Genomic DNA, 19,542 nt, shown 5'->3' with positions numbered 1-19,542 from the left:
GTCGAGCGGGTGATCCTGATATTTTGATTGCCAATTCAGATAAGGCACGAGAGGTGCTGGGCTGGGCACCAAAGTACGATAATGTGCAAGACATCATCAAGACAGCTTGGCAGTGGCATCAGAGCCACCCTAAGGGCTATGATGATCATCATAATGACTAGCTGCTTAGTGATAAACCTACAATGAAAGAGAACATCAACGAATGCGTGAACGCATTCGTTGATGTTTTTTATTTTGATACACGGTCAATATTACGCTTATAATTAGTAAGTTGTATTACTTGCGTTTATAATGTAATAGTGTATAGTATTGACTATACACTAACAAAAAGTAAGAGGAATAAAAGCTATGGGGACAAATATTCGTGGTATTCACCACTTAACAACGATTACTTCCGATTCGCCTAAGATTTGGGACTTTTTTACGAATAAATTGGGATTACATTTAATTAAAAAAACGGTTAATCAAGACGATGTTCGTACGTATCATCTTTATTTTTCTGATGACCAAGGCGAGGGTGGCTCTGTTTTGACATTTTTTGATTTTCCAGGGATCCAAAAAGCGGTTTTTGGTACTGATGAGATTTCAAGAACGTCTTTTAGAGTACCTTCTCAAGACTCATTTGCTTATTGGCAAGCGCGTTTTGATGAATTTGGTATTCGTTATGATTCTAAAACATACGAATTATTTGGTGCCACATACTTAAATTTTTATGATTTTGATGATCAACGATATGCTTTGATCGCCGACGACACCAATCCGCGTCACAATGAATTAACGGGGACACACACGCCATGGCGACATTCTTCGGTGGATCCACAACATGCGATTGTGGGGTTGGGACTAGAATTGCTGACAATCAACAATCATGATGCAATGGATATGGTCTTAACCAAAGTAATGGGTGCTGAAAAAATTGATACCAAAGGCGATTATGCGTTGTATGAATTTGATCACGGCGGTTATGGTGCGCAGGTCATCACTTTGCTTTCTCGTATCATTCCGCGAGGTTTACAGGGATTTGGTGGTCCTCACCATTTAGCATTTATTGTTGATGATGAAGAAGCATTAAACTTTTGGATTAAGCGCCTACAAGAATTAGGTTTCCAAGATTCGGGATTTGTTGATCGTTTTTATTTTAAATCAGAATATTTCCGACCAACTCCGGGTATTTTGTTTGAATTAGCGACAAACGGGCCAGGTTTCTTAGTAGATGAAACTTATGAAGAAGCTGGTGTTCATCTTGAATTGCCACCTTTTCTAGAGGATATGCGAACACAAATTGAGGCTAATTTGGTTGATTTTAATAGCCCTAAAAATTGATATGAAACAAAAACGACTCATGGATTGATGGGTCGTTTTCTAGCATAAAGGAGTTCATAATGGTTGATACGAATGATAGTATGATTAAGCAGAATTTCAATGATGTGCACCATTTATTTATTGCTGGCAATCCAGATTTACCGACGGTTGTATTGCTACATGGCACAGGAGGTGATGAAAATGACTTAGTACCTATTGCTAAATATTTGTTACCAAATCATCCAATTTTGGCTATTCGAGGTCGTGTTTTAGAAAATGGCTATCATCGTTTTTTTGAACGATACGCCGAAGGAGAATTTAATTTAGTATCTCTTGGTGAACAGACAGCTTGGTTGGTGAAATCAGTGAGTGAATTATTAACAAAATATGATTTGAACACATCGCCATCGTTAGCGGTTGGATTTTCTAATGGTGCCAATATTGCTTTGCATGCGTTGCTAACACATCCAGAAACATCATTCAAGAATGTCATTGCACTACATGCGATGCAACTAACGCCCATTACAGAGCCGGCCCATTTGCAAGGCAGTCATGTTTTTTTATCGCACGGTAATTTTGATTCTATTGTGCCGCGTGATAGTTTTGATGCGCTAGTCGATAACTTGACCCAAGCAAAAGCATTAGTGACTGTCTTCCGTCTTAATCAATCTCATGTTATTTCCAGTGAAGAATTGCAGGCTGCTAAAATTTGGCTTCAAGCTAATGATATTGATGAGGCGTGACATTTGACGGGATGACTTTGCTGTGTACAATTAAGGAGTATGAACCTCAGGATTTTTGTAGATTTATTGAATTAAAGGAGGATACAAATGGTGAAAGAATCTGATGAAGCGTTGCGTGCGCGTTTAACACCGGAGCAGTACGAAGTGACACAACATGCTGCGACTGAGCGTGCCTTTACTGGTAAATATGATCAGTGGTGGGACGACGGCATTTTTGTTGATGTTGTGAGTGGTGAACCATTGTTTAGCTCTACTGATAAATATGATGCCGGCTGTGGTTGGCCAGCTTTTACTAAAGGCATTGACGAGCACCACATTAAGCGGCACGTTGATTACTCGTTTGGTATGACACGAACGGAGGTAACGTCCAAAGAAGCCGGATCGCATTTAGGGCATGTCTTCACTGATGGTCCTGTTGAAAAAGGTGGTCTGCGATATTGCATTAATTCGGCCAGTTTGCGATTTGTCCCCAAGGCGGATTTACAAAAAGAGGGTTACGGCCAATATATGTCATTGTTTGAAAATTAAATGACGTTCTGATTACTTGACGATACTTTCTCTGCGCTAACTGTTATAATGGTAGAAAATAATATATAATGTGGGAGAATTCACATGGCTGAGGAGACAGTCTCACGTCGATTTTGGCGTTATTTCAATCCAAAAAATATCGTTAGCGAACTATTATTTGGTTGGACATTAGCTGAAGGCACGCTGTTTATCGTTTTGGTAGCATTGCAAGGACTTGTCTGGGGACTGGGTGTTGCACATAGTCATACGTTTGATTGGTTTGGCTTGACGACAGGGTTGATGAATATTATTACGGTAATACTGGTGGCCAAAGGTCGCATCACGAACTACTTTTGGGGTTTAATTTATTCTGTGATGTATATGCCACTAGCTTTTCAGTCGCAGTTATTTGGTGAAGTGGCATTGAGTGCTTTCTGGGTCGTTATGCAATTTGTTGGTATTGCGGCGTGGTTAGGATTTATGAAACGAGACCAAATCACCCAAAAAGATCAGCAAGATGTTGTTGCAACCAAGTATATGACCCCGAAACAATGGCTATTTGTCATACCAGTTTTTCTCGTTATCCTTGGTATTGTTGGACTGATTTTACAACAAGCAGGTTCCCGTCAACCCTATATGGATGGCTTGACAACCACGATTTCCATGGGTGCCCAAATTTTACAAACCGCTAAGTTTGCGGAATCTTGGTATGCGTGGCTGTTATTTGATATCGTGGAAATCGTACTTTGGGCGCGTGCATGGACTGGACATGCTGATCCTAGTGCGTTTGCCATGTTGGGTATGAATTTAGCATTGACTGTTAATGCTATTTACGGTATTATTCAGTGGCGCAAATTAACTAAAAAGGAATAGCAACATTTTCAATTAAATGCTGCAAAATTTATTAACATCATGATTACAATTGCAGGTAATTTATATAAAGATGATTTAGAAGGTCATAAAATCGGCGTGTTTTTTGGCACATTAGCCCCAATGCATGTTGGCCATCAAGCTGAAATTTATAAAGCAGCGGCTTTAAATGACGGCGTGGTTGTTATTGCATCAGGTTATACAGGTGATCGTGGCTATCAAATGGGACTACCCGTTGAAAAACGTTTCCGTTATTTACGAGAGGCGTTCAGTGATGAAACAGACATTAAAGTAGATTACATTAATGAAGATGATATCCCACAAATGCCAAATGGTTGGGATGAGTGGACTAACCGTTTGGTTGAGACTGTCAAGCGCAATATTGTGGACGAGCAGGCCCAAATCACTTTTTACACAGGTGAAGCTGATTATAAAGTTGAGTTGGAAAAACGCTTGCCACAAACTGGTCAATTCAAAGTCAGTTTGATGGATCGCACTGTTTTAAAAATTTCAGGAACAGAAATTCGTCAAGATCCAATTGGTAACTGGGATTATATTAACCGAGTCTTTCGACGTCATTTTACAAAGAAAGTCACGGTCATGGGATCGGCCTCTACTGGCAAATCAACGCTTGTGAGGCGTTTGGCAAGAACAAGTAACTCACCATTTTCTGAGGAATATGCTCGTGAATATCAAGAGCGCTCTAATGTGAGTGATGATGAATTAGTTGTGAAAGACTACATTCGTCTGATTCAAGGTCAGTACGATGCTAATTCAAAAGAAATTAATTCACCTGCTAACAACGGTTTAACAATTTTTGATACAGACGCTATGGTTACCAAAGTATATGCGGATATGTGGTTGAGCAAGGAAGATAATGCGCAATTGCAACCATTATTTGATAATACAATTAGTGAGGAATTAATTGATTTAATTTTAGTAATTCCCCCAGTAACACCTTATGTAGATGATGGATTCCGTAATATGGATAGTGCTGATGATGACACACGTTGGCAATTCCATAATCAACTCATGCAAGTAATTGAAGATTATGGCTTTATGGATAAAGTTGTGATGTTAGATGCGCAGGGTGGTAGCGAGGATCCCTATGGCTATTATGCGCGTTATTTGCAGGCGTTAAATGCCATTCAAGAACGTACAGGATTTAACATCAAGCATATTTAAAAGATAGCAGACAAATGTTTTGTCTGCTTTTTATTTTGTTGGATGAAGTGATTTGCCAGCTCTGTTAAAATAGAGATATGAAGAAACAATATGCACAAATCATTGTTGATGTGCCAACAATGCAAACAGATCAACCTTATACATATGTCATTCCTGAAGAAATGATTGATCAAATTTTACCTGGCATGCGTGTTACGGTACCTTTTGGACGTCGAAAAGTGATGGGATTTGTGATTGGTATTCGTGCGACGACTGATTTGTCAGAAGATCAATTACGACCTTTGACAACAATTTTAGATTTGTCACCGGTTTTAAACACAGAATTGTTGTCGTTGTCTGATTATTTAGCGGATGAAACCTTCGCCTTTAGAATTTCGATTTTACAAACCATGTTGCCAAATGCCTTAAAAGCAGACTATCAACATTTTATAAAAATAGTCGGTAAGGTCAGTGATGACGTCGCTAATCGACTATTCATGGGATTGACCGAAATTGCGTTTCATGCTAATCAATATAGCGACAAGGATTTGGCTACGTTAGCCAAACTCCGACGTCAACACAGCATCGAAGTCAGAATTGAAGTTAATGATCGGGCAAAAGTTAAAACACAATTAGCTTATCAATTTAGTCAAAATGTCACGATGTTAAAGACGGCGCAACAATCATTGCGACCAACAGCCAAAAAGCAGGCACAACTAATGGCATTCATTTTGCAACATGTTGGTGAGACATGGCTAAAAAAAGAATTGCAAGAAATGTTACCGGTTAGTGATGCAACATTGGCACATGCTGTGACACATGAATGGCTTGTCAAAAAGCATGTTGAGGCATTACGCGATCCGTTTAAAGCAACGGTACAAAAAAGTAATCCGTTAGATTTAAACGATGAGCAACAGCAAGCTTTTGATCGTATTTCAGCCTCAGCTGATTTACATCGTTTTGCGCCTTTTTTGCTGGAAGGCATCACTGGGTCAGGCAAAACTGAAGTATACCTGCAAGTGGCACAGCACGTGTTAAAACAGGGCAAAACCGTTCTATTTTTGGTGCCTGAAATTGCCTTAACACCACAAATGGTGCGACGTGTTAAAAGTCGTTTTGGAGAACAAACAGCCGTACTTCATTCAGGTTTAAGTGATGGCGAGCGCTATGATGAGTGGCGACGAATTGAACGGGGTGATGTTCAAATTGTCGTAGGGGCAAGGTCTGCAGTGTTTGCACCATTAGATAATCTTGGGGTTATTATTGTTGACGAAGAACATGAAACGACATATAAGCAGTCTGATAATCCTCGGTACAACGCCCGCGATGTGGCCTTGTGGCGTGGTGAATATTATCAAATCCCAGTCATTCTCGGTTCAGCAACACCGTCATTAGAGACACGCGCGCGCGCACAGCGTGGCGTTTATGAACGTTTGACTTTAACACAAAGAGCCGGCGGAGCCAAACTGCCTAAGGTTGATGTCATTGACATGAAAGATACTTTGGCTGACGGTCCTGAAACGAATTTTTCTGCTGAACTGAAAGACAAAATTGCTGACCGGTTAAATAAAAAAGAGCAAATTGTTCTGATGCTTAATCGTCGTGGTTTTTCAAGTTTTGTCATGTGTCGTGATTGCGGTTTCGTGCCACGGGATCCCAATTGTAATTTAGCAATGACGTTGCACATGGATTCGCACACGTTAAAATGTCACTATTGTGGTCATGAGGAACCTATTCCGACAGTTTGCCCGAATTGTGGGTCAAAACGCATTCGCTATTATGGTACTGGCACGGAAAAGGTGGCTGTTGAACTAGCTGAGCTTTTCCCCACAGCACGTGTGATTCGAATGGATCAAGATACGACTCGAAAAAAGGGTAGTATGGACAAATTACTAGAAAAATTTGGACGTCATGAAGCTGATATTTTACTAGGCACGCAAATGATTGCCAAGGGATTAGATTTTCCAGATGTCACCTTGGTCGGTGTTTTAAATGCAGACACAGCATTGGGATTACCTGATTTTCACGCTAGTGAACGCACATTTCAACTTTTAACGCAAGTCAGCGGGCGAGCAGGTCGCGCGCAAAAAAGTGGTGAAGTTGTCGTCCAAACTTTTAACCCGCAACACTATGCAATTGTTTTTGCTCAGCAGCATGATTATGAAGGGTTTTATCATCAAGAAATGCGTGCACGACATGCCGGTAATTACTCACCGTATTACTACACTGTTCAAATTCAAGCCAGTCATTCTGACGAAAATCAAGCGGCTTTGCAAATGCTACAAGTTGCACGTTGGTTACGTGCACATGTTGATCAAGACGTTATTGTCTTAGGACCATCGCCAAAACCGATTGCCAAAATGCGCAATCGCTATTATTTCCAAATCATTCTCAAGTTTAAACAGCGAGATATGGTCGACAATTTATTGAAGACTTTACAAAATCGTTCACAAAATTCAAAAGGCGATTTGCGTCTCAGTATTGACCGTGAACCAGTCTCATTTATGTGATGTGATATAATAAAGAAAAACAAATACCCGCAGTTAAACGGGTATTTTTGTTGGGTGACAATTTAATTTTTAAGTCGAGGTAAATTAATGAGCTATACGGTTGTTTTTATGGGCACTCCCAAGTTTGCGGTGCCAATATTGGAAGCATTATTGGCCGATAATCAATATGAAGTGAAGGGTGTTGTCACTCAGCCAGATCGACCAAAAGGTCGGCGGCATGAATTGACGCCCAGCCCTGTTAAAGAAGCAGCGATGGCACAGGGTGTCCGTGTTTTGCAGCCCGAAAAAATTAGCGGTTCTCCAGAAATGCAGCAAGTCATTGATTGGCAACCTGATTTCATTGTGACGGCAGCTTTTGGACAATTTTTACCGGAAAAAATGTTGTCAGCCGCTCGAATTGCTGCAGTGAACACCCATGCCTCATTATTACCAAAATATCGTGGCGGCGCGCCTGTCCATTATGCAATCATGAATGGCGATCAAGAAACTGGCGTTTCCATAATGTACATGGTCAAAAAAATGGACGCTGGGGATGTGATTGATGTTGTTAAAGTGCCAATTACTGCCAATGACAATGTGGGCACAATGTTTGAAAAGTTGAGCTTAGCCGGTCGTGATTTATTGATGGCAACACTACCGAAAATCGCTAATGGCGACATTCAACCAGTGGTGCAAGATGAAGCTGAGGTGACTTTTGCACCCAATATTCCGCATGATTTGCAAAACTTGCATTTTGAAAACGAGACGGCACAACAGCTCGACTGGCATATTCGTGGTCTATATCCCACGCACCCTGCCTACATTCAAGTTGGCGCACAACGTGTGAAATTAATTGATGTCACACCACAACTTGATACAACAACGCAAGCACCGGGTACTATTGTAACCAAAACTAAAAAATCATTATCTATCGCAGCAGCAAATGGTACTGTGATCACAATTAATCAATTGCAACCAGCAGGTAAATCAAAAATGGCAATTAGTGATTATTTAAATGGTGTCGGGAAAAATCTTGAAGTAGGGGAACAATGGGTAACAAAACATGAGTGATAAACGAGTATACAGTGATAATCCTCGGGTTTTAGCGGTGCAAACGTTAGCTAAAATTAAAAATGGTGCTTATTCTAATTTGCAACTGAACCAAGTTATCAAGCAACATCATTTAGGCGAAGCAGATACACGACTACTAACGACATTGGTTTATGGTGTCATTCAACATCGTTTAACTTTCGATTATTGGTTAGCTCCTTTTGTCAAAAATAAAAAAATTGATTCATGGGTTACGGAGTTGCTTTATACCGCGTTATTTCAAATGGTCTATTTGGATAAAATTCCGCAACACGCTATTTTTAATGAGTCAATTGAAGTGGCTAAAGTCATGGGACATGTTGGAACAGCTAAATTTGTCACAGCAATATTGCATAATATTGATCGTCAAGGCTTACGATCAACAACTGATATTTCAGATACAGTGACACGCCTGTCGGTTGAAGCAAGCCTACCCGTCTGGTTAATTGAGACGTTGATAAATCAAAATGGTGAAACTAAAACACGCCAAATTGTTGCCACAATTAATGATGCGCCATCACAATCTGTACGTGTTAACACTACTTTGGCTAGTGATGATGAGGTTAAGGCTGCGTTGGAAGCAGAGAATTTTTCAGCAATAGCATCAAAAGTTGCTGCTCACGCTTTTGTCGTTAATGGTGGTCATGTTGCAAGTTCAAAGGCTTATCATGATGGTCTATTGACGATTCAAGACGAAAGTGCAATGTTGTCGGTGGAAAGTTTGCAACTGACAGAAAACGTCAAAAATATTTTAGATGCTGCTGCAGCACCGGGCGGTAAAACCACACAAATTGCACAATATATCGCTGATGATGCTAAAGTATTAGCGCTTGATATTCATGAACACAAAATCAAACTGATCCAACATAATGCTGAGCGCATGCATTTGTCCGATAAAATTAAAACACGTGTGCTTGACGCTCGCAAAGTGCCTGAACAAATTGATCAACAATTCGATCGGATTTTAGTTGATGCACCATGTTCTGGCTTTGGTTTATTACGCCGAAAACCTGAAATTAGATATGATAAAACACTAGCTGATGTTGAAAGTTTATCACGCTTGCAACTCGCAATTTTGAATTCAGTTAGCAAAAACCTTGCAAAAGATGGTATTATGGTTTACAGTACTTGTACAATTTTGCGTCAAGAAAATGACGATGTTGTGACAAGCTTTTTGAATGACAATCCAAATTTTGAATTGATACCAACAGAAACGTCGCAAAATCTTAAAGAAGATAGACATGAGAAAGTATTACATGTTTACCCCGATGATTATTACACTGACGGTTTCTTTGTTGCAGTACTAAGGAAAAAATAATCTATGGCAATTGCCTATCATACTGATCCTGGGGCAAAACGTCCGGATAATCAAGATTATGTTGGTGCCTTCACCAATAGTTTTGGTCGAACGATGGTTATTGTAGCAGACGGCGTTACATCCAATGAGGGTGGTGAAGTCGCCAGTGCGATGACCGTAGAACATTTTGGACATGCATGGGAAAGTAGCCAACTTGAAACAATTGTACCAACAATTGAATGGCTTAAAAATCAAACAATAATTGAAAATCAAACGATTCTAGAAGCGGGACAACGATTTGAGGAGTTGTCAGAGATGGCAACAACTCTTGTATTAACTGTACTATTTGATGATCAGATTGTCGTTGCTAATTTAGGTGATTCGAAAGCCTTTTTGCTACACGGAGATGAGCTCACACAATTATCTTTTGATCATACACTTAAAAATGAGATGATCCGTAGCGGCGCCTTATCAGCAGAAAGTGCCAGCAATTTACCAAATGCACGGAGCGTGACCCGTTTTCTAGGCGTTGATCAACATGCAAGTTTAGAAGTTGTTCAGCATGAGTTTGTTGAAGATGATATGCTCTTTTTGACCACAGATGGTATTACAAAAGTATTAACACAAGATGAAATAAAAGCAACAATGCGTCTAGAGGCATCATTAGATATCAGAGTGTTTGATATGATTCAACAAGCAAATAACCATGGTGCGCCAGATAACGTGACGGCGGTGCTCGTTACACATGAAAAGGATTAAAAATGTTACCTGATACATTAGTTGACAATCGATATCTTATTATTAAATCACTTGGTGGTGGAGGCATGGCCAATGTTTATTTGGCGCATGATGAGTTTTTAGATCGTGACGTGACATTTAAAACGATGCGCCTTGATATGCAAGCTGACGCTGATTTGGCAAAACGTTTTCAACATGAGGCTTTGGCAGCTACCGAATTGGTTAATGACAATATTGTTCAAGTTTATGATGTTGGTGAGTATGAAGGCTCTCAATACATCGTTATGGAATATGTTGAAGGAACTGACTTAAAATCATACATTCAAGCACATTTTCCAATTCCCTATCAACAAGTTGTTGATATTATGTTGCAGGTTCTGAACGCAGTCCAAGCGGCCCATGATGCAGATATTATTCATCGGGATCTCAAACCACAAAATATTCTGATTGATGCACAAAATAAAGTTAAAATCACTGATTTTGGAATTGCTATTGCTAAATCAGAACAAGATCTAACGCAGACAAATACGGTCATTGGCTCTGTTCATTACTTATCACCAGAGCAGACACGTGGTGGCATGGCTTCAACAAAGTCCGACATCTATGCGCTAGGAGTTATGCTTTACGAAATGCTGACACAGCATGTGCCGTACGAAGGGGACACACCGGTAGCAGTAGCGCTCAAACATGCTGCGGCTGATATGCCATCTGTTCGTGATTTTGACCCACGGATTCCGCAGGCTTTAGAAAACGTTATTTTGAAAGCAACAGCGAAAAAGCCGCAAGATCGCTATCTTAATGCAGCAGCTATGGCAGAAGATATTAAAACATCGTTATCGCCAAGGAGGACGCATGAGTCACGTTTTGCGCCAATGACAGATGCTGACGATGAAACTAGAATTATTCCAATGGCTCAAATCCAGGATCAACTGAAAACCGGTGTCTCATCAGTAAATGTACTACCAGATGAGGCCCCAGAAGAACCCTCTATTAAAGATCGTATTATTGAATATGCTAAAAAAGGTTATAATGTCAAAGAAATTGCTAAAGTTGTAGACCGTACACCTGCCTACGTAAGATCAGTATTACGAGGCGAGGGTATTAAGTACCGCGAAAGCAAAACGGGTAAAATTGTGGCGTTACTTGCAATTGTGTTGGTTGCTGTAATTAGTTTTTTGGTTGTTTTACAAATTCAAGCCAATAAAACGACCGTGCCTGATGTGGTGGATTTAACTCAAAGTCAGGCAGAAAGTAAGATTAAAAAGGCTGGCTTAAATGTTGGCACGGTGACATCCACGACTTCCAAGTCAATCAAAAAAGGTAATGTCGTCCGTTCAACACCAACTGATGGTGCTGATGCCAAAAAAGGGGATACTGTTAATTTGATAGTTTCCTCTGGTCGTGCAAAAGTCCGTTTTGGTGATTATGTCGGTTCTGATTATGATATGACAGCCACCCAGCTGCGGACACAAGGCTACGAAGTACAAAAGACATCTCAAGCCTCAGATACTATTGCTTCTGGATCAATTATTGCACAGTCAGTTTCTGCCAATGACAAAGTTGATCCAACTGAAACGACAGTTAAATTTACCGTCTCAACTGGGCCTGAAAAGATTACGGTACCTGATTTCACCAAGTCAAGTACACAAGATGACGTGCAAAATTGGGCAGCACAAAACGGGATTACGGTAAATGTTAATACTACCTATTCAAATTCCGTTAAAAAAGACCATGTTATTAGCCAGTCAATACGTGGTGGTTCAAAAATTACAAGGGATAATACACTATTAGTGACCATCTCACAAGGGCCAGAACAATCTAGTTCAAGCAGTAGCTCATCCAGTTCGAGCTCCTCTTCTAGTGATAACTCGAGTGATGAGAGTAGTAAATCCTCATCTTCTAGTGGTTCGGGTAATTCTTAAATAATTTATTGAGTAAAAGTCGATTATATCGACTTTTTTTGTTATGATTATGTTATGAAAACAGGACGCATTATACGCTCTTTGAGCGGCTACTATGATATACAATTAGATGGTACCGAAGAAATTCAACGAACGCGTGCCCGTGGTGAATTTCGCAACTCAAAGCAAAAGCCATTGGTTGGTGATTTTGTTGATTTTGAAAGTGATCGCGACGAAGGTTTGATTTGGGCTATTCATGATCGGCGAAACGTTCTCGTCCGTCCGCCGGTTGCTAATATTGATATTGCTGTGATTGTCACAGCAGTAAAAGAACCAAATTTTACAGCTAACTTGCTTGATAGACAATTAGTCGCCTTGGAAGCTGCCGGTGTGGATCCACTAATTTATTTTTCGAAATTCGATTTACTTTCATCTAAAGAGCGTCAAATGATGAAACAAGTTGTTCAAGACTATCGTCAAATTGGCTATCCAGTGATTGAATCGACAGCACCCAATGCGTTTGACCAATTGAAAGCTGAGTTGCAAGACAACGTTTCAGTTTTCATGGGTCAAACTGGTGCAGGTAAATCAACGTTGTTGAATCATTTATCTCCAAACCTTGGTCTTGAAACAGGAGAGGTCTCAAAAGCACTAAGCCGTGGTAAACATACAACACGTCAAGTCACTCTCATTCGGGTTGGTGACGCCTTGATCGCTGATACACCAGGATTTTCGTCGTACGAAGTCTTCGATTTTTCCGCTGAGACTTTAGACGATTTTTTTCCGGAATTTGTGGCGGTTCGTTCGAATTGTCGCTTTCGTGGTTGTTTACATCTAAATGAACCAGCTTGTGCAGTAAAAGAAGCTGTGACAGTTGGCACAATTTCTCAGTCAAGGTATAATAGTTATAAAGCGTTTTACCAACTGATAAAAGCGCAAAAACCAAAATATAAAACAGATAACTAAAAGGGGATATGAACATGTCAGGAATTATTTCACCATCTATTTTGAGTGCCGATTATACTAATTTAGAGCGCGACGTTAAACTCGTTGAAGCAGCAGGCGCAGAATACTTACACATTGATGTTATGGATGGTAGTTTTGTGCCAGCTATTTCTTACGGTCCAAACTGGGTTAAACAATTACGTCCGGAAACAGACTTGGTGTTAGACGTCCATTTGATGATTGTTAATCCAGAACGCTTTGTTGATGATTTTGCTGATGCGGGTGCCGACATCATCGGTGTTCATGTTGAAGCTACACCACATATTCATCGTGCTTTACAAATGATCAAAAACAAAGGTGTCAAAGCTGAAGTTGTTATTAACCCTGGGACACCTGTGTCAGCGATTGAATCAGTTCTTGATATGGTCGACCAAGTATTAGTCATGACTGTTAATCCAGGATTTGGTGGTCAAAAGTTTTTGCCATCTACAATTGAAAAAATTGCGCAATTAAAAGTTTTTCGTGATGCTCGTGGTCTTGACTTTGATATTGAAATTGATGGTGGCGTGAATAATGAAACGATTGCTGCGGCCTATGAAGCGGGGGCTAATGTTTTTGTTGCTGGATCGTATGTGTATGATAAAGTTGATCCCGCTGCAAAAATTGCCATTTTGAAAGAACTGACTAAATAATGCAAATTAATATTTTAGCAGGCGGACCAGTCGATTTGTGGCCAAAAAATTTATTCAATGAGCCTGGTGTATGGATTGGCGCTGATCGTGGGGCTTGGTACCTTTATCAACATCGTGTAGCAATGATGTTAGCAGTTGGTGATTTTGATTCTTTGACATCAGCTGAATTTGAGGCGCTGCAAGAACATATTACCGCTGAAAATATTGTCCATGTTCGTGCTGAAAAAGATGAAACAGATACAGAGCTGGCGATTATGTTTGCACAAAAACAATCGGTGTCTTGTATTAAAGTTTTTGGCGCCACAGGTGGTAGATTGGATCATTTATTAAGCAATTTATGGCTAATGGCTGACCCAAAGTTTGATGATGTTGTTGAAAAACTTGAAATCATTGATCAAACCAACAGTGTGACTTTTTTCAAAGCAGGTCAACATAGTGTTTTAAAGCATAAAAACAGTCATTATCTAGGTTTCATGCCAATTAATGACGTCAAAAATTTTAAAATTATTGACGCAAAATATCCGTTGACACTAACAGAAAATAAGTATAAAATGTGGTCATCAAATGAATTCTTAAATGATAGGGTTCACGTCAGTTTTGATACGGGTATTATCATGGTGACGCAATCCATAGATAGGAGTTAACATGGCAGTAAAGACAGTAGAAGATGCAACTTTTGAAGCAGCAACGAATGAAGGTGTTAGTATTACAGATTTTTGGGCGACTTGGTGTGGCCCATGTCGCATGCAATCACCAGTGCTAGAAGCATTGTCAGATGAAGTTGACGATGTGGAATTCGTCAAGATGGATGTGGATCAGAATCCTCAAACACCCGCTGAATTCGGCATTAGGGCAATTCCAACACTTCTTGTTAAAAAAGATGGTGAAGTCGTGGAACGCCTAACAGGTTTTCATAATAAACAACAGTTGGCAGATATTTTGTCAAAATACACGAATTAACTTGTCAAAAGGTTAAAATTCTGGTAAAATTTAATATTGTTGTAGAAAGAGCTTAAAAAATAAATGGCTCGAAAAGGAGGGTCGAACATGGCAAAAGATGCTATTACTGGTGCACGCACACGCTTCGGTAACCAACGTTCACACGCGTTGAACTCAAGCCGTCGCAGCTGGAAGCCAAACTTGCAAAAAGTTACGGTAAAAATCAACGGTGCCGCACCAAAGAAGGTTTACTTGACGGCGCGTACTTTGAAGGCCGGATTAAAGAACGGTTCAATCGAACGCGTTTAAAACACGTTTTGTTGGTTCGCCAATATCGTGAGACCACCGCATGGTGGTTTTTTTGTTCGCAGTTAAGTGCTAATTAAGTCGGCTATGGTTATTTAGAAGCCGTATAGGCGTAATATCAATTTTCTATGGTAAAATAGTATTTAACGAACCTTTGGTAAGGAGGAAAAGTGTGTTATTGTAAACGACAAAAGTAAAAGTCGTATTACAAAGACGCATGGAATCAACTATGGCAATTAAAATGAAAACTAAAAACGGCGATATTACGCTAGAAAATGATGTCATTGCGACGATTGTGGGTGGTTCTGCAATTGAAAATCCTGGGGTTGTCGGCATGGCTTCCAAGGCTACTTTTCGAGATGGTGTTAATCAAATATTGAACCGTGAAAATTATGGTAAGGGTGTCGTTGTGCATCAAGAAAATAGTGGTGTCGGTGTTGATGTTTATTTAGTTGCTCAATATGGCACTAAACTATCAGAAATATCAAAGTCGGTTCAAGGTAAAGTCAAATATAATCTCGACGCATTATTGGGCATCCATGTCACTGAAGTTAATGTGATAGTTCAAGGTGTCCGCGTCAGTGACTAGGAGAGGTCATGTCAGTCAATTCACTCACAGTTATTACCAATGTAGAATTTGGTAAAATGATAAATGCTGCGTCAGCAGCACTTGCCGCAAATGCGGATAAAATCAATAAATTAAATGTATTTCCAGTACCCGATGGCGACACTGGTACAAATATGAGCTTGTCGATGGCAAGTGGTGCCCAATATGAGAGAGACGCGTTGGATACCAATATTGGTGCACTCGCTAAGGCAACGTCAAAAGGGCTGCTAATGGGCGCTAGAGGTAACTCAGGTGTTATCTTGTCTCAAATTTTTCGTGGTTTTGCCAATAGTATGGCGGACAAAGAGACACTTTCAGCACGTGATTTAGCCGATGCTTTGATGGCTGGTGCACAGATTGCCTATAAGTCTGTCATGAAGCCAACAGAAGGCACAATTCTGACAGTTATTCGGGAAGCGGCTTCAAAAGCAAATAAGGTAGCAAACCAAACTGATGATGTTGTTGAGTTGATGGCTGCCGTTGAAGACGCAGCTCAGAAAGCTTTAAATAGCACACCTGATTTATTACCGGTGTTAAAAGAAGTTGGTGTTGTTGATTCTGGTGGGCAAGGACTCGTGTTTGTTTTGCAGGCATTCTATCAAGTGCTAAGTGGCGATTTTAATGAAGACGATATGAAAGCGCCGGATAATGCGGAACTTGATCAAATGGTCAAAGAACTACACGCCGGTGCTCAAGCCAATACCAATCTTGACCCTGCAGATATCAAGTATGGTTACTGTACAGAAGTCATGGTCCAAATTGGCAAGGGAACGACTTATGATCATGAATTTGATTATGATGAATTTTATAAGCATTTAGCGCAACTGGGTGACTCATTGTTAGTTATTAATGATGATGAAATTGTGAAAGTGCATGTTCATACAGAAAATCCAGGTGAGGTTATTAGCTGGGGTACGCACTTTGGGTCATTAGTCAAAGTGAAAGTTGATAACATGCGCGATCAGCAACAAGCTGTTATTGACGCCCAACGTGAGGACGAGGCACAGGCTGCTAAAATTTCTGAAATGACGATGCCTGTCCCTGAAACTGCCGTTATTGCCATCGCTGCTGGTGATGGTGTGGCCAAGTTGTTTAAGAGTCTAGGCGTTCATACGGTGATTTCTGGTGGGCAGACTATGAATCCTTCAACAGCAGACATTGTTGATGCAATTAAAGCAAGTGGTGCTAATCAAGCAGTGGTTTTGCCGAATAATAGTAATATTTTTATGGCAGCCGAACAAGCAATTGACCTGGCTGATGTGCCGGTACAGGTTGTTAAAACGCGTACTGTTCAGCAAGGTTTGACAGCAATGATGGGGTACAATCCGGATGCTGAAGCATCCGAAAATGCCAATGCTATGTCGGACATGATTGATGATGTTAAATCAGCTCAAGTCACACAGGCAGTGCGTGATACGACACTGAACGGTGTTGAAATTCACAATGGCGATTGGATGGGAATCATTGATGGTGACATTCAAGTTGTGGCAGACTCCGTTGAAGATGCAGCGGAACAATCAGTCGAAAAAATGTTGGATGATGACTCGGAAATTGTTACGATTATTTTTGGTGCAGACACAAAAGAAAAAGCGGCTAATAAATTAGCAAAAAGCGTTTCTGCTATTGATGAAGATCTAGAAGTTGAAATTCACGATGGTGGACAGCCGTTGTATCCATTTTTAATTTCGGTAGAGTAAAAAAACATGAGTGAGAAATCACTCATGTTTTTTACATCCAACCTAATGCGCTAACAGCTGCGTAAACAACCGATCCTACCATTAAAATGACCATTAACCACGACATAACCAAAATCATTTTTTCAATGCGCGTACGTGATTTTTTTTCGATTTTAGGGACGCGATGCTGATTGAGTTGTGCGTCGATTTCTGCCTGTAATTTTGCGTTTACTGGTCGTTTATGTTGGTCATCTGCCATTGATTTCACCTCTAATTTATTCTTATTTAGTGTATCATAAGTCACAAAAGAATTGAAATTTTTTATAAAATTCGTTAGAGTTAGAACACGAGGTAATTAAAAATGCAATGGTGGTATTGGCCATTAGGTGGCTTACTTTTTTGTTTAATATTAATAGGTGCTAATCAGTGGACAGCAATGAAAAAACTGCGATTGCATGTTTTAGACGTTGTTACGCTACCTGTCTGGATAGTTGCGCACTATACGATGGGATATTTATTTGGGGTTAGCTATATCGAGTGGCTCTTGCTTTTGTGGTTTGCTTTTGGCGCCATTTTGGCTTGGTTCTTATTACAAAAAGAATGGGGTTGGCGCCATTTTTGGCATCTTTATTGGCAATGGAGTGGCCTTTTTGGCATTGTAGTCATAATAGTTGTCATGATTTGGGGTTTTATTAACCACTGACCCCCACTTTTATAAAAGCAGTACTATCATTGATAGTACTGCTTTTTTTGCGTTAAACTTTACCGATTGATGACAAAATTAAAAATAAGGTGGAGAGAAGTGGTGGAATGTGGTAAATTAGTAGTATAGAATTTTAATGGAGGTGGTCCTATGTTTATGGGCGAATATTCACATACGCTCGATACGAAAGGACGCCTAATTATTCCGGCAAAATTCCGTAATCAACTTGGTGAAAAATTTATCGTCACTAAATGGATGGAAAAATCGTTACGGGCGATGCCGCTATCTGTTTGGGAAAAGTTAGAAAACCAGTTGAATCAATTACCAACTGGTAAAAAAGACGCGCGCTCGTTTAGACGTTTTGTCATGGCCGGTGCATTAGAAGCTGAGTTTGATAAGCAAGGTCGAATTATTGTACCAAGTAACTTACGAGAGTACGCATCATTAGAAAAAGATGTTATTGTGACTGGCGTTGGTGATTCTTTTGAAATTTGGAGTGCTGACACTTGGGCTGCGTACACAGCTGAAACAGCTGAAAACTTTGATGATATTGCTGAGGGATTAGTTGATTTTGATTTTTAATGTAACCAAGTATGGTTGCCAGAAGGAAAGTGAGCTGAAATGACATTTGAACACGTTACGGTGCTATTGCATGAGGCCATTGAATTATTAGATATCAAGCCTGACGGTATTTATGTGGACGCAACGCTTGGTGGTGGTGGACACACGGGTGAAATTCTAAAGCAATTAACAACTGGCAAGCTGTATAGCTTTGATCAGGATGATACAGCGATTCAATACAATATGAACCGCTACGTAGATGACATCGCGACTGGCAAACTCGTTTTGATTCATCAAAACTTTAGGACGTTAACTGCGGCGCTAGCAGCACAGAATGTTCAGAATGTCGATGGCATTGTTTATGATCTGGGTGTTAGTTCAGTTCAGTTTGATGATGGACAACGTGGGTTTAGTTACAATTACGATGCTGAGTTGGACATGAGAATGGATCAAAGACAAACTTTGACTGCTAAAACAATTGTCAATGAATGGTCGTTTAATGAACTTCTTCGAGTTTTAAGTCGTTATGGCGAAGATCGATTTCCAAAACAAATTGCCCGCAAAATAGAACAGCATAGAGAAAATGGTCCTATTAATACAACCTTTGAGTTGGTTGACATCATTAAAGAAGCAATTCCAGCACCAGCTCGCCGCAAAGGTGGACATCCAGCTAAAAGAACGTTTCAAGCATTAAGAATTGCGGTTAATGATGAATTAGGTGCTCTGGAAGATTCTTTAACGCAGGCACTCGATTTAATTGATCATAATGGTCGCATTAGTGTGATTACATTTCAGTCATTAGAAGATCGTCTTGTAAAGCAAATGTTTCGTGAGAAAACTAGCACACCTGAGTTACCTGTTGGTTTGCCTGTACTACCGGGACAATTTGAAGCTGAGTATGATGCGCTTACCAAGAAACCGATCTTACCAAGCGTTACCGAAATGAGTACCAATCATCGCTCGGAATCAGCTAAACTACGCGGTATTCGACGCAAATAACTTAATTTAAGTTT

Annotated in this window: 21 protein-coding genes and 1 pseudogene; 21 read left to right on the top strand and 1 reads right to left on the bottom strand. The window is 40.1% G+C overall.

Going from position 1 to position 19,542, the window contains the following annotated elements; translation table 11 throughout:
• The 18 genes and pseudogenes from IEU65_RS04580 to fakA form a co-directional block, all read left to right on the top strand.
• A pseudogene (locus tag IEU65_RS04580) lies at positions 1 to 161 on the top strand (UDP-glucose 4-epimerase GalE); the annotation flags it as partial.
• A gap of 187 nt (positions 162 to 348) precedes the next feature.
• Positions 349 to 1,323, top strand: coding sequence for a VOC family protein (locus tag IEU65_RS04575; protein WP_147651897.1), 975 nt, complete (start codon positions 349 to 351; stop codon positions 1,321 to 1,323).
• A 59-nt stretch (positions 1,324 to 1,382) separates the two neighbouring features.
• Entirely contained in the window at positions 1,383 to 2,045 is a 663-nt protein-coding gene (locus IEU65_RS04570; protein WP_147651895.1) for an alpha/beta hydrolase, read from the top strand.
• Positions 2,046 to 2,132: 87 nt separating this feature from the next.
• Positions 2,133 to 2,573: a peptide-methionine (R)-S-oxide reductase MsrB gene (gene msrB / locus IEU65_RS04565; RefSeq protein WP_010291977.1), complete on the top strand. Its 441-nt coding sequence runs from the start codon at positions 2,133 to 2,135 to the stop codon at positions 2,571 to 2,573.
• Positions 2,574 to 2,657: 84 nt separating this feature from the next.
• Positions 2,658 to 3,425 carry a nicotinamide riboside transporter PnuC gene (gene pnuC / locus IEU65_RS04560; RefSeq protein ID WP_010291976.1) on the top strand — a complete coding sequence of 256 codons (768 nt, stop codon included), beginning with the start codon at positions 2,658 to 2,660 and terminating at the stop codon, positions 3,423 to 3,425.
• Positions 3,426 to 3,464: 39 nt separating this feature from the next.
• Positions 3,465 to 4,607: a nicotinamide-nucleotide adenylyltransferase gene (locus IEU65_RS04555; RefSeq protein WP_010291974.1), complete on the top strand. Its 1,143-nt coding sequence runs from the start codon at positions 3,465 to 3,467 to the stop codon at positions 4,605 to 4,607.
• A gap of 77 nt (positions 4,608 to 4,684) precedes the next feature.
• The gene (gene priA, locus IEU65_RS04550; RefSeq protein ID WP_010291973.1) at positions 4,685 to 7,096 is read left to right on the top strand and encodes a primosomal protein N'; all 2,412 of its coding nucleotides are present in this window, start codon (positions 4,685 to 4,687) and stop codon (positions 7,094 to 7,096) included.
• 87 nt (positions 7,097 to 7,183) lie between these two features.
• Positions 7,184 to 8,146, top strand: a complete 963-nt coding sequence (gene fmt, locus IEU65_RS04545) for a methionyl-tRNA formyltransferase (protein ID WP_010291970.1) — start codon at positions 7,184 to 7,186, stop codon at positions 8,144 to 8,146.
• Complete coding sequence (rsmB, locus tag IEU65_RS04540) at positions 8,139 to 9,482, top strand: 16S rRNA (cytosine(967)-C(5))-methyltransferase RsmB (protein WP_147651893.1); 1,344 nt, start codon at positions 8,139 to 8,141, stop codon at positions 9,480 to 9,482. Before fmt ends, rsmB begins: the two co-directional genes overlap by 8 nt.
• Before the next feature lie 3 nt (positions 9,483 to 9,485).
• A complete protein-coding gene (locus IEU65_RS04535) occupies positions 9,486 to 10,220 on the top strand; it encodes a protein phosphatase 2C domain-containing protein (RefSeq protein WP_010291966.1) in 735 nt (244 codons plus the stop codon).
• Positions 10,221 to 10,222: 2 nt separating this feature from the next.
• Entirely contained in the window at positions 10,223 to 12,121 is a 1,899-nt protein-coding gene (gene pknB / locus IEU65_RS04530) for a Stk1 family PASTA domain-containing Ser/Thr kinase (protein ID WP_010291965.1), read from the top strand.
• Positions 12,122 to 12,175: 54 nt separating this feature from the next.
• Positions 12,176 to 13,066, top strand: a complete 891-nt coding sequence (gene rsgA, locus IEU65_RS04525) for a ribosome small subunit-dependent GTPase A (protein WP_010291962.1) — start codon at positions 12,176 to 12,178, stop codon at positions 13,064 to 13,066.
• Positions 13,067 to 13,080: 14 nt separating this feature from the next.
• The gene (gene rpe / locus IEU65_RS04520; RefSeq protein WP_010291959.1) at positions 13,081 to 13,737 is read left to right on the top strand and encodes a ribulose-phosphate 3-epimerase; all 657 of its coding nucleotides are present in this window, start codon (positions 13,081 to 13,083) and stop codon (positions 13,735 to 13,737) included.
• Entirely contained in the window at positions 13,737 to 14,381 is a 645-nt protein-coding gene (locus tag IEU65_RS04515; RefSeq protein ID WP_010291956.1) for a thiamine diphosphokinase, read from the top strand. Before rpe ends, IEU65_RS04515 begins: the two co-directional genes overlap by 1 nt.
• 1 nt (position 14,382) lies before the next feature.
• Positions 14,383 to 14,697 carry a thioredoxin gene (gene trxA / locus IEU65_RS04510; protein WP_010291954.1) on the top strand — a complete coding sequence of 105 codons (315 nt, stop codon included), beginning with the start codon at positions 14,383 to 14,385 and terminating at the stop codon, positions 14,695 to 14,697.
• Between the two features lie 87 nt (positions 14,698 to 14,784).
• Positions 14,785 to 14,985: a 50S ribosomal protein L28 gene (rpmB, locus tag IEU65_RS04505; protein WP_002815208.1), complete on the top strand. Its 201-nt coding sequence runs from the start codon at positions 14,785 to 14,787 to the stop codon at positions 14,983 to 14,985.
• Between the two features lie 226 nt (positions 14,986 to 15,211).
• The gene (locus IEU65_RS04500) at positions 15,212 to 15,571 is read left to right on the top strand and encodes an Asp23/Gls24 family envelope stress response protein (protein WP_010291951.1); all 360 of its coding nucleotides are present in this window, start codon (positions 15,212 to 15,214) and stop codon (positions 15,569 to 15,571) included.
• A gap of 8 nt (positions 15,572 to 15,579) precedes the next feature.
• Positions 15,580 to 17,286 (top strand): DAK2 domain-containing protein, encoded by a 1,707-nt coding sequence (gene fakA, locus IEU65_RS04495; RefSeq protein ID WP_010291949.1) that lies wholly within the window; start codon positions 15,580 to 15,582, stop codon positions 17,284 to 17,286.
• Between the two features lie 31 nt (positions 17,287 to 17,317).
• Here the strand turns inward: fakA and IEU65_RS04490 are convergent, their stop codons facing one another.
• Positions 17,318 to 17,524: a DUF4044 domain-containing protein gene (locus tag IEU65_RS04490; RefSeq protein ID WP_010291948.1), complete on the bottom strand. Its 207-nt coding sequence runs from the start codon at positions 17,522 to 17,524 to the stop codon at positions 17,318 to 17,320.
• A gap of 102 nt (positions 17,525 to 17,626) precedes the next feature.
• On the opposite strand from IEU65_RS04490, the gene IEU65_RS04485 reads away from it, so the two are divergent.
• The 3 genes from IEU65_RS04485 to rsmH all read left to right on the top strand — a co-directional run bounded on the left by IEU65_RS04485 (position 17,627) and on the right by rsmH (position 19,528).
• Positions 17,627 to 17,968, top strand: coding sequence for a hypothetical protein (locus tag IEU65_RS04485; RefSeq protein ID WP_010291946.1), 342 nt, complete (start codon positions 17,627 to 17,629; stop codon positions 17,966 to 17,968).
• A 150-nt stretch (positions 17,969 to 18,118) separates the two neighbouring features.
• Positions 18,119 to 18,550: a division/cell wall cluster transcriptional repressor MraZ gene (gene mraZ / locus IEU65_RS04480; RefSeq protein WP_004914780.1), complete on the top strand. Its 432-nt coding sequence runs from the start codon at positions 18,119 to 18,121 to the stop codon at positions 18,548 to 18,550.
• Between the two features lie 39 nt (positions 18,551 to 18,589).
• Positions 18,590 to 19,528, top strand: coding sequence for a 16S rRNA (cytosine(1402)-N(4))-methyltransferase RsmH (gene rsmH / locus IEU65_RS04475; RefSeq protein WP_010291944.1), 939 nt, complete (start codon positions 18,590 to 18,592; stop codon positions 19,526 to 19,528).
• The last annotated feature ends 14 nt before the right edge of the window (positions 19,529 to 19,542 follow it).

The organism is Leuconostoc pseudomesenteroides KCTC 3652 (assembly GCF_014634745.1).
Classification (GTDB): domain Bacteria; phylum Bacillota; class Bacilli; order Lactobacillales; family Lactobacillaceae; genus Leuconostoc; species Leuconostoc pseudomesenteroides.
This window is presented reverse-complemented; position numbering and strand designations above follow the sequence as displayed.

Bases quoted from the DNA above. Each gene is read 5' to 3' on its own strand.
- IEU65_RS04575 (WP_147651897.1), top strand. From the start codon at position 349: ATGGGGACAAATATTCGTGGTATTCACCACTTAACAACGATTACTTCC.
- IEU65_RS04570 (WP_147651895.1), top strand. From the start codon at position 1,383: ATGGTTGATACGAATGATAGTATGATTAAGCAGAATTTCAATGATGTG.
- msrB (WP_010291977.1), top strand. From the start codon at position 2,133: ATGGTGAAAGAATCTGATGAAGCGTTGCGTGCGCGTTTAACACCGGAG.
- pnuC (WP_010291976.1), top strand. From the start codon at position 2,658: ATGGCTGAGGAGACAGTCTCACGTCGATTTTGGCGTTATTTCAATCCA.
- IEU65_RS04555 (WP_010291974.1), top strand. From the start codon at position 3,465: ATGATTACAATTGCAGGTAATTTATATAAAGATGATTTAGAAGGTCAT.
- priA (WP_010291973.1), top strand. From the start codon at position 4,685: ATGAAGAAACAATATGCACAAATCATTGTTGATGTGCCAACAATGCAA.
- fmt (WP_010291970.1), top strand. From the start codon at position 7,184: ATGAGCTATACGGTTGTTTTTATGGGCACTCCCAAGTTTGCGGTGCCA.
- rsmB (WP_147651893.1), top strand. From the start codon at position 8,139: ATGAGTGATAAACGAGTATACAGTGATAATCCTCGGGTTTTAGCGGTG.
- IEU65_RS04535 (WP_010291966.1), top strand. From the start codon at position 9,486: ATGGCAATTGCCTATCATACTGATCCTGGGGCAAAACGTCCGGATAAT.
- pknB (WP_010291965.1), top strand. From the start codon at position 10,223: ATGTTACCTGATACATTAGTTGACAATCGATATCTTATTATTAAATCA.
- rsgA (WP_010291962.1), top strand. From the start codon at position 12,176: ATGAAAACAGGACGCATTATACGCTCTTTGAGCGGCTACTATGATATA.
- rpe (WP_010291959.1), top strand. From the start codon at position 13,081: ATGTCAGGAATTATTTCACCATCTATTTTGAGTGCCGATTATACTAAT.
- IEU65_RS04515 (WP_010291956.1), top strand. From the start codon at position 13,737: ATGCAAATTAATATTTTAGCAGGCGGACCAGTCGATTTGTGGCCAAAA.
- trxA (WP_010291954.1), top strand. From the start codon at position 14,383: ATGGCAGTAAAGACAGTAGAAGATGCAACTTTTGAAGCAGCAACGAAT.
- rpmB (WP_002815208.1), top strand. From the start codon at position 14,785: ATGGCAAAAGATGCTATTACTGGTGCACGCACACGCTTCGGTAACCAA.
- IEU65_RS04500 (WP_010291951.1), top strand. From the start codon at position 15,212: ATGGCAATTAAAATGAAAACTAAAAACGGCGATATTACGCTAGAAAAT.
- fakA (WP_010291949.1), top strand. From the start codon at position 15,580: ATGTCAGTCAATTCACTCACAGTTATTACCAATGTAGAATTTGGTAAA.
- IEU65_RS04490 (WP_010291948.1), bottom strand. From the start codon at position 17,524: ATGGCAGATGACCAACATAAACGACCAGTAAACGCAAAATTACAGGCA.
- IEU65_RS04485 (WP_010291946.1), top strand. From the start codon at position 17,627: ATGCAATGGTGGTATTGGCCATTAGGTGGCTTACTTTTTTGTTTAATA.
- mraZ (WP_004914780.1), top strand. From the start codon at position 18,119: ATGTTTATGGGCGAATATTCACATACGCTCGATACGAAAGGACGCCTA.
- rsmH (WP_010291944.1), top strand. From the start codon at position 18,590: ATGACATTTGAACACGTTACGGTGCTATTGCATGAGGCCATTGAATTA.